Below are 14,670 nucleotides of genomic sequence, written 5' to 3'. Positions count from 1 at the left end.
AAAAATTTGAAAAAATTAAAAATCGCCACACTCTTCTTTTTAACGTTACTGATTGTTCCTTTGATTGCAGCATGTAGTTCAACTGCTCAACCATACAATAGTAAAGAAAAAATCGGACCTCAAATTAATTACACTGTTACAGGTATCGATGCTGGTGCCGGAATTATGGCATCAACTCAAAATGCATTAAAAGATTATGGATTGGAAAAAAAGAATTGGCAGTTACAAACTAGTTCGACTGCTGCCATGACTAGTACACTTGATAAGGCAATTAAGGACAAACGCCCAATTGTTATAACTGGTTGGCAGCCACACTGGATGTTCACCAAGTTTCCAATTAAGTTCTTGAAAGATCCTAAGAACGTTTATGGTAAGGAAGAAAGTATTCATACTATCGTTCGTCAAGGTCTGAAGTCAGACATGCCAGAAGCATATACAATTTTGGATAGATTCCACTGGAATCCTACACAAATGTCGGCTGTTATGCTAAAAGTTAACAATGGAATGGACCCTCAAAAAGCTGCAAAACAGTGGATCAAGGCTAATCCAGACAGAGTTAATGAATGGACTAAGGGTGTTAAAAAAGTTCACGGTAAGTCTATTAAAATGACTTATGTAGCTTGGGACTCGGAAATTGCTTCAACTAATGTGGTTGCTCAGGTATTGAGAGACCAAGGGTACAAAGTAACTATCCAAGCCATGGAACAACAACCAATGTGGGCTTCAGTTGCTACAAAAGCTGCTGACGCACAAGTTTCAGCTTGGTTGCCTAAGACTTCTGGATTGTTCTATAAAGATTACAAGGGTAAATTTGTTGATTTAGGAGCAAACTTGCACGGTGCAAAAGTCGGGTTAGCTGTTCCAAAATATATGACAAATATCAATTCAATTGACGATTTAAAGAATAAATAAAAAAAATCCTACAAATTTTGTAGGATTTTTTTGTACGTTTAATTACATATCATGTTATTTTCACAAGCTTTTAGTTAAATTGTGAATGAAGGAAGATAGAAGTCTGTAAACGCTTTCTGCTATATGCACCAGTCAGTTCACAATAAGTTTTCACAATGTATATATTTTAGGAATATTATATATATAAAATGGTTATTTACAAACTAATGAAATGATACTAGACTAGTATAGAAATCAGCTATTAGGAATTATTATAACTTCTATAAAAGGAGATAATAATAGTATATAATTTAATTCGTATGAAATAAATTATGATTAGGGGTGGTCGCATGAACATTCAATCTTTTGTTGATAAAAGAAAAGAATTGGGGCTGTCGCAAAAAGAATTGAGTAAGGGAATATGCACTCAGGCGACATTGAGTAAATTTGAGAATAATGGCAAGATTCCTTCAATGAAAATTTTGATTCAACTTTGTAATCGACTGGGATTAGCTTTGGATGAGATTATTGGTATCGATAATCACAAAACAAAACACCAGATCATTGCGATGAACAAAGCTGAATTTAACTTGATTATTGAAGAGTATAAGAACTCATGGGAAATCTTGAATGAAATCAAATTGGATTCCATAAGTGATGATAAACAAGCAACCATGCAATATTATTACTTAAAAGGATATCTAAATGTTCTCGACAATGGGGATTTGTTGGAAGCCGTATTCGACTTCAATCAAATATTGTCGGATCTCGATGCCAAGGGAGAAACAATTTTTACCTTCTTAGCATTCGTCGGAATGGGTATGGTATATGCTCAACAAGGCGACGATGAGAAGAGTGAATATTATTTCAGCAAAGTGTTCAATGATATTTATGGAATGCCAATTGACGATGTAACAAAAATTTGGCGATACATCAATATTATTTTCTACTGTGCGCTTTATTATTCAAACCGCAAAGAATTTGAAACTGCTAATGCATTGCTTGATTATGCAGTTAAAATTTGCCAGGACAACCATGTGACTTATTATATTGCACGTATTTATGAGCAATTGGCTCTTAATGAATGTGATGTAAATGGTCAAAGTGAGTTGGTTTTGGATTTGCTTAATAAAGCAAAAGTATTCTCTGAATTCAATCATAATGAAAACGAATTGGTTAAGATCCAAAAACTGATTAAAGACTGCAAGTAAACGAGGGGATTATATGACGTCTTATAAAAGGCTAAACAAGACGTTGCTTTGGACTTTAGTTGTTGCCTTCACAATCTTGATTGCCGGTGGACTTTTGATTTTCAAAAACGAAGCTCCACGTCCTTCAAAGATTGTTAACGAACAAGGCTCAACTGTTGTTACAAAACAACAATTACTATCAGGTCAAGCTGTTTATGAAAAATATGGTTTGACTGATTACGGTACTTACTTAGGAAATGGTACTTATTTTGGACCTGATTATACAGCACAAGCATTGCATGTATACCTAAAAGGTATGGATCAATACTATGCTCAAAAGGATCATGGTAAGAACTTTAGCGAGTTAAGTACAGAACAAAAATCAGGTATTAAGGGGAAGATTCAAAAGGAAATTCGTGAGAATCGTTACAACGATAAAACTGACGAATTGACACTTACAACTGCACAAGTTGCCGGTTTGAATCATTTAACTAAATATTACCGTGATGAATTCCATAACAACCCTAAAGAGGCTGGTATGCCTGAAAATATGATCAAGAATAACACCGATGACTTTATGCATAACGGTGATAAAATTGATCAATTGACATACTTCTTCTTCTGGGGAGCATGGATGTCATCAACAAACCGTCCACACCAGACTTACTCATATACTAACAACTGGCCATATGATTTAGATGCCGGTAACGTTATGACAGCTGATGCAATGGTTTGGACTGCTATTTCAGCCGCATTGTTTGTTGTTGGTATGGCAATCGTTATTTTCTTCTACAAGAGATATTCATTTGATATGGACTTTAATGAAGCCTATAGCAAGATGGGTGAGATCAAGACTAATGAGCCTATCACACCATCACAAAGAAAAGCTGCTAAGTACTTCTTAATTGTTATGTTGATGTTCTTAGTACAAGTATTACTTGGTGAGTTAATGTCTCACTACTATGTTGAACAAGGATTCTTCGGACTGCCATTGCAAAATATTTGGCCATTTAACTTAGCCAAAACATGGCACTTACAATTAGTTATTTTCTGGATTGCTACTGCATGGTTAGCAACTGGTATTTACATCGCACCACGTGTTCGTGGTTCAGAACCAAAGCACCAAGGATTGTTAGTTGATATTCTATTCTGGGCATTAATCATCGTTGTTGGTGGTTCAATGTTAGGTGAATGGGGATCAGTTACAGGCGTTATCAATGGTAAATGGTGGATCTTCGGTCATTATGGCTGGGAATACGCTGAAATGGGTAAATTCTGGCAAATTCTATTTATCATTGGAATGTTACTTTGGGTTGTTATTTTATGCCGTGGTTTCATTCCTGCAATCAAGAACAAGATCAACAAGGACCGTTCAGTTCTATTGACACTTCTTCTTTGTGGTTCAATCGCTATTCCATTGTTCTACCTAGCTTCACTATTTATTTTACCTAACTCACATGTAACCTTTGCTGATTACTGGAGATGGTGGATCGTCCATCTATGGGTTGAAGGTATCTTTGAATCATTTGCTGTTATCTTAATTGGTTACTTGTTAGTTGATATGAAACTTACAACAATTAAGTCAACAGTTCGTGCATTGTACTTCCAATTGATCTTACTTCTAGGTACAGGTGTTGTAGGTATGGGTCACCATTACTTCTGGGAAGGTGACCACTCAATTTGGTTAGCATTAGGTGCATGTTTCTCAGCACTAGAAGTTATCCCACTATGTTTATTAATTTGGGAAGCTTACACACACTATCGTGTATATCACGACAGTCAAAAGAATTTCCCATACAAGGGAACATTTATGTTCTTAGTATCAGTTGGTGTTTGGAATGCCGTTGGTGCCGGTGCATTAGGTTGGTTAATCAACTCACCAGCAATCAACTACTTCGAACACGGAACACAATGGACTTCAGCTCACGCCCATGGCTCAATGGCCGGTGTTTATGGTTTCTTCTCAATTGCTATCATGCTCTTCGCAGCACGTCATTTGACAAAGACATCATTCTGGACAAACAAAGTTGAGAAATGGATTAAATGGGCATGTATCACACTTAATGTTGGACTAGCCGGAATGACATTCATTACATTGATGCCATTAGGTTTCATTCAACTTAAGGATGCTCTTGAACATGGTTACTGGCACGCAAGAGAAGCCAGTTTCTATCAACAACCAATTACTCGTGCACTAACTATCATCAGATCCGTTCCTGATGTTATCTTTACTGCCGGTGTTGTTATCTTGTTGGTTATTTTCATCAGGGTTATGTTCAATTTGAAGAAGTCTTCTGATAAGCTTGATCCTATTGATTATGAGATTAAATAGTTTTTAATTGGTCTTTCTGTGGATTTATCTGCGGGAAGGCTTTTTTTGTGGTTGGTTGCAGCGGTGTTTGGTTCACTGCTGTTCTCCGGTCAAGTTCTCTGGGGGATGGGAACGCTGTGATGCGAGATTTAACGGAACGTATGAGCTGAAGCTCATGCGCAACAGTTATAAAGTTGGCTATGCCAACAAACATTCAAGGATGTCACAACCCGAAAAATCTCAAAACTCGCCTTTGTTGTAAACGTGCCCCATGGCACGTCAACAACAATTCCACGGCTGCACCCCCAGAGAACTCGATCTCCGAACGAGAGTATAAATCAATCATCGTGTTTGGTGTGGTCCGGATGTTCACTGCCATCATTGGTAATATCTCGTCTATTGAATTGTTATTCATCGTATTACGGGTGTTCAGCTGATAAAAAAAACTTCTTTCAAATTTGATTGAAAGAAGTTTTTTTGAATTTAATTAGCTGATTTCGATGCACTCGAAATTGTATCTAAGGTATTATCCTCATTTGTTGAATCTGTACTTAGTATTGCACCATTTGTATCGTAATGGATTCCCTTTGATAGTGGAGCTTTTATACCGAGTGCGGTTTGCCATTCTTTTGTTGGATGATGAATTTTTGCGGTAATGTCGGTTACTGATATTTTCCAGACTGGAACGTTTTCCATTGTTTCGGCATGTAAAGCTACTGGTATATCTAATACATAGTTGTGGATGATGGTTCTCAATGCGTGTACTTTTTCTTTGTTATCCACAATTTTCTTAACTTGCCCTTTTCCCATTACGCTTCTAAACGCGGGACCAAATGCGCCTTCTGAAGGTGGAGTGTAAGTTAAAACTTCATGTCCACCGTCGGCTTCAAAACTGATGGAGGATTGCTTATTCAATGCCTCACCCTTATCACCATTGGAAGTGCCATGAATGAAAATCACATATTGTCCATTTGATGTTTCCTCGTAACCATAATTTACAGGTACGACAAAAGTTCCTTTATCGTTAGAAAGTCCTAGATGCAATATTTTGCAGTGATCCAATGTCCAATTAATGACTGAATGATCATGATAAACTTCGTTATTCATAAAATGCCCCCAAGTTATAAATAAAGTTGGGTTAATTATATACCTGCAATTAATTTTTGAAAGATGCATCTCCAAAATCCAAGAGTGAGATTAACAAAAAACATGAACGCAAACTCACAAGATAAAGTATTACAACAACACTAAAGTGAACACCGGTCCCACACAAAAAAAGTTTTGTATTTGAATGTACTCTAGCCTGGAGGTGGAGTACGAGGGGCGCTCAGCCGGCACATTTCTCTTAGTTGACGAAGTCAACTTAGTGAAAGACTCATTTCCAAGACTTCCCGAACTTTGGAAGGCTTGGAATGATGTCGCCAGCGTTCCAGCCCCCTCGTACGGAGCCTCTAGGCGGCAGTGAACCAAATACCCAATCACATCCAAAACAAAAATATAACTCAAAATAAAAAAACTCAACTATATAATTATGATATTTATAATCTTATTAAAGAAATATAATAAAAATGGTATACAAAACAAATAAACCAGTCTACAATAAATCATTAAAATCCAAACGAAAAGAATGTGATTGTTATGAACATCGTGTTTATGCTCCTATCAACAATGTTAGTCTTTCTAATGGTACCCGGAATTGCTATATTTTATAGTGGTTTCGTGCCAAAAAGAGATATAACCAGGATCCTATTCAATACATTTTTAATGTTTGGTATAGCAGGTTTGATGTGGATAGTTGTCGGATTTCCACTAACTTTTGGTGATAGTAGTCTCGGAATTATCGGTAATTTGAAGCATATATTTTTAACTGGAATTGATTTAACCGCTCCATATGGAAATACAGGTTTGCCAACAGACGTCTATTTATTGTTCCAAATGATGTTCGCGGTATTAACACCTGCACTGTTCCTCGGAGCAGTTGCGAGTCGTGCACGGATTAAATTTATTGCGCTGTTTGTAGTATTTTGGTCACTGCTAGTTTATTATCCATTAGCTCATTTTGTTTGGGCACCAAATGGATTTTTGGCTCAACTCGGAGTACTAGATTTCGCCGGTGGGACAGTTATTCACATCAATGCTGGTATCACAGCAATGATCCTTGCAATAACTTTGCGTGGACCATATAAATATAACAATGAAAATGTACCAGGAAATCCTATGTGGATATTAATGGGAACGGTTTTGTTGTGGATCGGTTGGTATGGATTTAACGCCGGTTCAGCTTTGAAAGTTAATACTCAAGCAATTGACGCTTTCTTTACAACAACGGTAGCAGCCTGTGCCGCGTTAATTACTTGGGCAATTTTGGAAAAGTTATTCAAAGCACGAGTTAGTGTCAACGGTATTTGTACTGGAAGTATTTGTGGATTGGTCGGCATTACTCCAGGGACAGGATACGTATCGGTGATTGGAGCGTTCATCATTGGTATTGTATCCGCGTTAGGAAGTTTCTACTTCATGAATAATTTGAAATATAAATTACATCTAAATGACTATCTAGATATTTTCGGAAGTCATGGAGTTAGCGGAATTATCGGATCCTTGTGTGTCGGACTTTTTGCCAACAAAACTATCGATAACAACGTAGTTAACAACGGATTGTTCTACGGCGGTGGATTAAAACTATTAGGAGTCCAATTCATAGGTGTACTTTTCACAGTGGCATTTGTATCAATCATAGGTGTCGTAATAGTCTTTGTAGTTAGAAGATTCTTCAGCAATGAAGTAGGAATCGATGCACCACTTAATTTAGCATAATGAAAAAAGTTGTATCAAACTTGGGAAATCAAGTAAGATACAACTTTTTTTTGGTAAGAAATATTGAAAGTAGCATTATATATAATTACTCGTATTAGACTTTGTTTTTTTTGACTAAACTAGTCGGAAGGTCTGGAAATATTTGTCAGCAGTGAAAGTGGCGTTATTGCGTCAGCTATAACTGAACTTGCGTTGTCAAGTTGACATTTAAACAATTAAAATATTATAAACTACTTTGCAATGGCTTTATTCCAGCATTCTTCTGGAGTAAGGCCATTTTTTGTTGGCAATCTATCAATGTTATTGAAATAATCAATTCCATCTTGTACTAGCTTAATCAGTGCTTCTAAAGTTGCTGGTCTTGGATGACTATCCATCCAGATTCCCTTAAAATTACTCCACCAGCTCTCCATTGGTGAATTATCATATGGGGTGCCTGGTCTTGAAAAACTTCTTATTACTTTGTGTTCATCCAACAATTTATTAAAGCTAACGGCTGTGAATGCAGGTCCACGATCAGTATGTACCATTGGATGAACGTCGCCCATTTCCTCAAAAGTTTCTTTGAACATCGCAATTTCAGCTTCTGCAGTCTCTGATGGACTTATAAAAGATCCAATTATTTTACGACTGCACAAATCTAGTATTCCACTGAGTTTTACTTTGTGTGTTTCTTTGATTCCAAATTCCAATTGGGTTGAATCAGATAGCCAAACCATGTTTGGTTTTTCCACTTCAAAATTCTGGTTTAATACATTGTCTTTTTCATGCTGATCATTGTCATCTTTACGACTTCGCTTTTTTGCTTTTGATTTACAACTAATACCTTCACTTCTCATTACACGCCTAACTTGGTAGTACGTGACCTCAAAATCTAGAAGGTGTTCCTTTGTAATATGAGAAAGAATCTTTCCCGCACCAATTCTTTGAAAATGATCTTTATATGTCTTAAGAACAACTTCAGTCAATAAATCATTTTTGTGTTCCCAATCTGTCTTCCTATGATGTAAGAACTTATTTAACGCTTGTCTAGAAACACCTATATGGTCTAATAGAATAGATTTCCATCCATGATTACCTTCGCTGACCTCCATTATTGCCTGGTAAGACAGCTTTCGTTGTGAATTCACCCCCTGTGCTGAAGTTCGTTTAATTTTTTTTCAAACGCCGCAATGGCTTCTTGTTCATTCAATTTTGCTTTGAGTTCACGGTTTTCAAGTTTCAATTTCTCTAGTTCACTAATCTCTTCTGCTTTATGATGAATCCTATGGCCACGCTCATCTACGAGAGCTTTATAGCCATCACCTTGGACTTTCATAACCCAAAGCCGAGCTTGTTGATAAGAAACATCAAATCGTTCAGATGCTTCTGAATAGGAATGATGTTTATTAAGAATGAATTCTACAACTTCAATTCTTTCATCTATCGTTGTTTTTCTTGGCACAGCAGTGACCTTCTTCCTGACAGGCGTAGCCTTAAGAGTCTTGCCATTATTATACTGTATCAACCACATTCTGAGTTGTTTAGATGATTTCACTCCGAATTTTTCACATACTTGCTTTAGATTACCTTCACCATTCGCATATGCACGAACAGAGTTGATCTTTGTTTCAGCACTATAAAACGTACGTGATTTACTATTCCTTAGTCCTTCATAACCATTCTCTTTGTAGTAATTATTCCAGTCCCTAAACGTTTCGGGACTGATTCCTTTGGTTTTCGCAAATGTCTGTCGAGGTAAATCAGATTTTTCAAATTCCTTGATAAGGTTATATTTTTCTTTTTGAGTATATTTCCACATATTAATACCTCCGAAGTGATCAAAATTATTACATTTCAAATGTCAACCACATCGTAAGTATCTCAAACACCACCGGGCGAGTTTGAAGACTTTCGTGAACTTCGAAAGGCTTCTAACCGAGGGCCAAGACCGCACTTGGGCTTGGCCCGTCCCGCACAGCAGACAAATATTCCCAGACCTGCAGACGGCATCCTTCAGAGTACCAAACTGTTCTTACTTTATTTTTTCTTAATTTTCCAAAATATCGATTGAAGCCGTGATTATTAGGCTTAAAGGAATTATCTATTTCTAAAATAATAATTAAATTAAAATTTATGGTTGAACATTAAAAAATCTAATGCTAGTATACAAATATCAAATAAGGAGGTTACATCACATGTTTAATACAACTAATGCCAAATCAGTAAAATCAAACAAATCTGTAGCCTTCTTACTAGCCTTATTGCTCTGACCAGGACTCTGACATATTATGTCGAGTCCTATTTGCGTTTAGGGAATGGGGCTTGACGAAACTTTTCACACCTCATTCTTGTAATGAGGTGTTTTTTTTATTTCAAAAAAGAAAATGGAGGAAGTTATTATGAGCAAATATATTCAATTTTTCGATACGACATTACGAGATGGAGAACAAACGATAGGCGTCAATTTCAGTATTGATGAAAAAGTTGCAATTGCTAAACAACTTGAGAACTGGGGAGTTGATGTGATCGAAGCAGGCTTTCCCGTGGCATCTAAAGGTGATTTTGAAGCGGTGACTGCAGTTGCTAAAGCAGTTAAACATGCAAGAGTTACTGGATTAGCTAGAGCCAGAAAAGGCGATATCGATGCCTGTGTTAAAGCAACATCCATGGCAACGCATAAACAGATTCATGTTTTTATTGCAACTAGTCCAATTCATCGTGAGGACAAGTTGAATATGACGAAAGAACAAGTAATTGATGCAATCACTTATAGTGTGGATTATGCACATAAATTTTTTGATATCGTGGAATTTTCACCTGAGGATGCTACTAGAACAGAGCCAGACTTTTTAGTTGAATCTATCCAGGCAGCAATTGATGCTGGAGCCACAGTAATCAATATTCCTGATACTGTCGGATATACCAACCCACAGGAATTTGAAAAATTGTTCAAGAATCTTCGCAACAATATTCCAATGTTTGATCAAATAACTTTTTCCGTACATTGCCACGATGATTTAGGTATGGCAGTTGCTAACAGTCTTGAAGCAATCAAAGCTGGTGCCACTCGGATTGAAGGAACTATCAATGGAATTGGTGAACGCGCTGGGAATGCTGCCCTGGAAGAAGTTGCCGCAGCAATGTATGTCCGCAAAGATTACTATCATGCCGAAAATAATATTGATATGGCAGAAACTAAGAAAACTAGCGACATGATCAGTCACTGTTCAGAAATGGCAGTGCCACACAATAAAGCGGTTGTTGGTGCCAATGCCTTTGCTCACGAATCAGGTATCCATCAAGATGGAATGCTCAAGAATCCACAGACATATGAAATTCTTACACCGGCAGTTGTCGGAGCAAACAAAACCAGTCTTCCACTAGGGAAACTTTCCGGCTCACATGCAGTAATGCAGAAACTACAAACAATGGGATATCAAGTTACACGTGATGATATGAAAGTTATCTTCCCACGATTTAAGAACATTGCCGATAACACTTCAATAGTTTCAGAATCGGAACTTAAAAATATTATGCGAGAGGTCAATAAGGTGACAGCATGATGGATAAGAAAAAAATAGCAGTGCTAAAAGGTGATTATATCGGACCAGAAATCATGAATGCTGGTTTGGAAGTCCTGAAGGCAGCAACGGAAAATCAGAATTTTGATTATGAAATTAATTCCGTTCCATTCGGGGGTGAGGCAATTGATTCCGAAGGAGTTCCATTACCAGACAGGACTTTGCAAGCTTGTAAGAACAGTGATGCCGTGCTGTTGTCAGCAATAGGTGGTCCAAAATGGGATAACGCAGCCAAACGCCCTGAAGCAGGATTGCTGGAAATTCGTAAGAAGTTAAACCTGTTCAGCAACATTCGTCCAACTCAGATCAGTGAAGCCATGCAAGATTATTCTCCAATAAAAATTGAGCATGAAGTGAACTTCGTTATCGTACGTGAATTGACGAGTGGAATTTACTTCGGAACTCCAAGGACCAAATCGGCAGCGGGTGCGGTTGATACGATGTCATATTCGACTGGTGAGATTGAACGTGTGGCGAAAGTTGCATTTGATATGGCGATGCGTCGAAACAAGCATGTGACTTTGGTTGATAAAGCAAATGTTTTGGCCACTAGCAAGTTGTGGCGCGAGGTCGTAGGACGTATTGCAGATTCGTATCTCAAAGTTGAATTTGACTGCAGTTATGTGGATGCGATGGCTATGAAAGTTATTTCTGAACCTGAGAAATTTGATGTGATTTTGACTGAAAATTTGTTTGGCGACATCTTGAGCGATGAAGCGGCAGAAATCACTGGATCATTAGGAACTATTCCATCGATGAGTGTAGGAGAAAATGGCCCGGCATTATATGAACCAATTCATGGTTCCGCTCCTGACATCGCCGGGCTGGGAATTGCTAATCCAATTTCGATGATCAAATCAGTTGCGATGATGTTGGAAAACTCATTTGATCGTGGTGACTTGGCCACTCGAATAAATAATGCAATTGAAGTTGCTATTAACAAAAAAGTCGTCACTCCTGACCTTGGTGGCAAGAGTACGACTACTGAAGTTACTTCTGAAATAATTAATAATATTAGGGAAAGTAGTGATAATTATGCCACAAACAATGTTCGATAAAATTTGGGATAAACATGTGATTGCTGGAAAAACTGGCGACCCACAATTGATATATGTTGACTTGCAACTATTACACGAAGTTACATCTCCACAAGCTTTCTAAGGATTACGAGAAAATAATCGCCAAGTCCGCCAACCAATGAGAAATTTTGCGACGATGGATCATAATGTTCCTACGGTCGATATTTTTAATATCAAAGATGCAATTTCGCGTAAACAAATCGATACTTTACAACACAATGCAGAAGAATTTGGAGTTAGATTGGCAGGTATGGGTTCTGAAGATCAGGGAATTGTCCACGTAATTGGTCCACAACTTGGATTGACTCAACCAGGCATGATTATCGTTTGTGGTGACTCACATACAGCAACGCACGGAGCTTTTGGTTCTATCGCATTCGGGATTGGTACTAGTGAAGTAGAGCATGTTTTGGCAACTCAAACTATCTGGCAAACGAAACCAAAGACTATGGGTATTCACGTTCACGGAAAACTTCCCAATGGAGTTTATTCTAAGGATATTATCATGGGTATTATTGCACGCGAAGGCGTGTCATTTGGAACTGGCTATGGTGTCGAGTTTTATGGCGATACAATTCGTAATATGAGCATGGAAGAGCGTATGACTCTTTGTAATATGGCTATTGAAGGTGGCGCCAAGATGGGCAGCGTTCAACCTGACCAAACTACTTTTGACTATGTGAAAGGCCGTAAATATGCTCCAAAGAAATTCGATAAAGCAGTTGAATATTGGAAACAATTTTATACTGATGACGAATCAGCTTTTGACAAAGTTATCGACTTCGATGTGTCAGATTTGGCTCCATTTGTCTCATGGGGGACCAATCCCGGAATGTCAGTTCCAGTCGACAAACCATTTCCAACAATTGAAAACGATGATGATAAAAAAGCCTATGAGTATGTTGGATTGAAACCAGGTGAAACAGCTCCCGAAATTCCAATTAGATTTGCCTTCTTCGGTTCATGCACGAATGGCAGACTTTCTGACTTGAAAGTGGCAGCTGAAAGTTTAAAGGGTCACCATATTGCTGACGGAGTCACTGCCTTGGTTGTTCCAGGGTCACGGGCAATTAAGGAACGAGCAGAAGAACTAGGTTTGGATAAAATTTTTAAAGACGCCGGTTGTGAATGGAGAGAACCTGGATGTTCAGCTTGCTTAGGGATGAATCCAGATCGAGTTCCAGCAGGGGTTCATTGTGCATCAACCTCGAACAGAAATTTTGAAGGGCGCCAAGGTGCTGGATCAAGGACACATTTGGCCAGTCCAGCCATGGTCGCAGCTGCAGCTGTTCACGGACACTTCATTGATATCAGAAAGGAAGCTATTTAATATGAAACCAATCACAGTAATTACTGACACATCAGTTCCTATAATGAAAGAAAATATTGATACTGATCAACTAATTCCCAAACAGTTTCTAAAGAATATTTTGAAAGTTGGTTATGGCAAGGACTTGTTTTACGATTGGCGATACTTGCCAGGCGGAAAGCCAAATCCTGACTTTGTCTTGAATGACAGCGACAGACAGAAAGCGACTATTCTGGTTACCGGAGATAATTTTGGCTGTGGATCATCACGTGAACATGCCGTCTGGGCATTGAAAGATTACGGCTTTAAAGCCGTTATTGCGGGTGGATACAGCGATATATTTTATATGAATAGTACTAAGAATGGATTGCTAGCAATTACTTTGCCAGAAGACCAACGGAAAATTTTGGCAGGAGCACCGGCGGACGAAAAAATAACCATAGACTTGCCCAACCAACAAGTAAGATATCGAGATTTCACTTTTGATTTTGATATTGATCCCCTTTGGAAACGCAAGTTTATCAATGGTTTGGACGACATTGCGATTACGATGGGTTACGAAAATAAAATTGAAGATTTTGAAAGCAAGATGCCAAATTTTAATTAGTATTTGTGATTGAACCTGGCTGTCTTTTACTACCAATCTTCGATACACTATTTAGTAGTAATCGAAGGGGATGGCAGGTTGACACAAACTGAAATACTAGTGATATTAATAATTTTGTTCGGAGCATTCATTAGAACTGTCTTCGGTTTTGGGGATGCACTCGCTGCCATGCCGCTTCTCACGTTAATTTCATTCGACTTGAAAACTTCGACGGCCTTGATTGGTGTGACAGGATTTCTAGTCGCAATTCCAGCAGCGTTCAAATATCGTACGTCAATAAATTGGGCAGTGATTCGCAGGATGGTGATTGGTTCAATTCTAGGAATTCCCGTCGGAATCGCACTAGTAAAGTATTCCAGCGCGGCGACAGTTGCCAGAGTTTTGGGTGGATTCCTGATAATTTATGGCCTGTATAGTTTTTTCAATTCATTCAGAGTAAGAAAAGTTTCAACTCAGTTGGATTCCAATTGGTGGGACTACTTTTTTGGATTAATCTCAGGTTTGTTAGGCAGTGCTTATAACAGTCATGGTGTGGCAATAGCAATTTATGGAACGTTGAAAAATTGGACGGCGGATGAATTCAGAGGAATTCTTCAGGCTCATTTTATGTGCGTAGGAGTGATTGTGGTTTCCAGTCAGGCTGTATCTGGATTTTGGAATATGGAAGTGGTTAAAATACTTTTGATTTCAATTCCGTTACTGTTGATTTTGATTCCTTTTGCAAATTGGGTCAGTAAAAAGATAAATAGCGTTCAGATGGTCAAATACGTCTATGCAATGTTAACTTTGTTCGGAGTTATGTTGATTATAAAAGGATAGCGATAAGATTATGAAAGTTAGCATAATCTTATTTTTTTTAAATAAATTGCGTTATGCTAAGGGTATTAATTTATAGTTGGAGGC

The 14,670-nt window shown here is 38.0% G+C and carries 11 protein-coding genes and 1 pseudogene; 9 read left to right on the top strand and 3 right to left on the bottom strand.

Annotated elements, in window-relative coordinates; translation table 11 throughout:
- Positions 1-6 precede the first annotated feature (6 nt).
- The 3 genes from ABM34_RS06135 (at position 7) to ABM34_RS06125 (ending at position 4,413) form a co-directional block, all read left to right on the top strand.
- The gene (locus ABM34_RS06135; RefSeq protein WP_048704281.1) at positions 7-912 is read left to right on the top strand and encodes a glycine betaine ABC transporter substrate-binding protein; all 906 of its coding nucleotides are present in this window, start codon (positions 7-9) and stop codon (positions 910-912) included.
- 329 nt (positions 913-1,241) lie between these two features.
- Positions 1,242-2,102, top strand: a complete 861-nt coding sequence (locus ABM34_RS06130) for a helix-turn-helix domain-containing protein (protein ID WP_048704280.1) — start codon at positions 1,242-1,244, stop codon at positions 2,100-2,102.
- 13 nt (positions 2,103-2,115) lie between these two features.
- A complete protein-coding gene (locus ABM34_RS06125; protein ID WP_048704278.1) occupies positions 2,116-4,413 on the top strand; it encodes a nitric-oxide reductase large subunit in 2,298 nt (765 codons plus the stop codon).
- Positions 4,414-4,875: 462 nt separating this feature from the next.
- Here the strand turns inward: ABM34_RS06125 and ABM34_RS06115 are convergent, their stop codons facing one another.
- Positions 4,876-5,499: a pyridoxamine 5'-phosphate oxidase family protein gene (locus tag ABM34_RS06115; RefSeq protein WP_048704275.1), complete on the bottom strand. Its 624-nt coding sequence runs from the start codon at positions 5,497-5,499 to the stop codon at positions 4,876-4,878.
- Positions 5,500-6,030: 531 nt separating this feature from the next.
- Between ABM34_RS06115 and ABM34_RS06110 the strand changes: the two genes are divergently transcribed.
- Positions 6,031-7,209, top strand: coding sequence for an ammonium transporter (locus tag ABM34_RS06110; RefSeq protein WP_048704273.1), 1,179 nt, complete (start codon positions 6,031-6,033; stop codon positions 7,207-7,209).
- A 230-nt stretch (positions 7,210-7,439) separates the two neighbouring features.
- Here ABM34_RS06110 and ABM34_RS06105 read toward each other — a convergent pair whose 3' ends face one another.
- Together ABM34_RS06105 and ABM34_RS06100 are read right to left on the bottom strand one after the other, a co-directional pair.
- Positions 7,440-8,339: an IS3 family transposase gene (locus ABM34_RS06105; protein ID WP_048702931.1), complete on the bottom strand. Its 900-nt coding sequence runs from the start codon at positions 8,337-8,339 to the stop codon at positions 7,440-7,442.
- Complete coding sequence (locus tag ABM34_RS06100; protein ID WP_157023198.1) at positions 8,336-9,010, bottom strand: helix-turn-helix domain-containing protein; 675 nt, start codon at positions 9,008-9,010, stop codon at positions 8,336-8,338. Before ABM34_RS06100 ends, ABM34_RS06105 begins: the two co-directional genes overlap by 4 nt.
- A gap of 580 nt (positions 9,011-9,590) precedes the next feature.
- On the opposite strand from ABM34_RS06100, the gene ABM34_RS06095 reads away from it, so the two are divergent.
- The 5 genes and pseudogenes from ABM34_RS06095 (at position 9,591) to ABM34_RS06075 (ending at position 14,586) form a co-directional block, all read left to right on the top strand.
- On the top strand, positions 9,591-10,754 hold the full coding sequence (locus ABM34_RS06095) for a 2-isopropylmalate synthase (RefSeq protein WP_053084450.1): 1,164 nt from the start codon (positions 9,591-9,593) through the stop codon (positions 10,752-10,754).
- A complete protein-coding gene (gene leuB / locus ABM34_RS06090) occupies positions 10,751-11,830 on the top strand; it encodes a 3-isopropylmalate dehydrogenase (protein WP_048704272.1) in 1,080 nt (359 codons plus the stop codon). Before ABM34_RS06095 ends, leuB begins: the two co-directional genes overlap by 4 nt.
- Positions 11,808-13,181 (top strand): annotated as a pseudogene (gene leuC, locus ABM34_RS06085) (3-isopropylmalate dehydratase large subunit). The gene leuB and the pseudogene leuC overlap by 23 nt, the downstream one beginning before the upstream one ends.
- A 1-nt stretch (position 13,182) precedes the next feature.
- Positions 13,183-13,767 carry a 3-isopropylmalate dehydratase small subunit gene (leuD, locus tag ABM34_RS06080; RefSeq protein ID WP_048704271.1) on the top strand — a complete coding sequence of 195 codons (585 nt, stop codon included), beginning with the start codon at positions 13,183-13,185 and terminating at the stop codon, positions 13,765-13,767.
- 78 nt (positions 13,768-13,845) lie between these two features.
- Entirely contained in the window at positions 13,846-14,586 is a 741-nt protein-coding gene (locus ABM34_RS06075; RefSeq protein WP_083988271.1) for a sulfite exporter TauE/SafE family protein, read from the top strand.
- The last annotated feature ends 84 nt before the right edge of the window (positions 14,587-14,670 follow it).

It is taken from the genome of Companilactobacillus ginsenosidimutans, assembly GCF_001050475.1.
Taxonomy (GTDB): Bacteria; Bacillota; Bacilli; order Lactobacillales; family Lactobacillaceae; genus Companilactobacillus; species Companilactobacillus ginsenosidimutans.
Note: the sequence above shows the minus strand (reverse complement) of the source record. Positions and strands in the feature narration are given on the sequence as shown.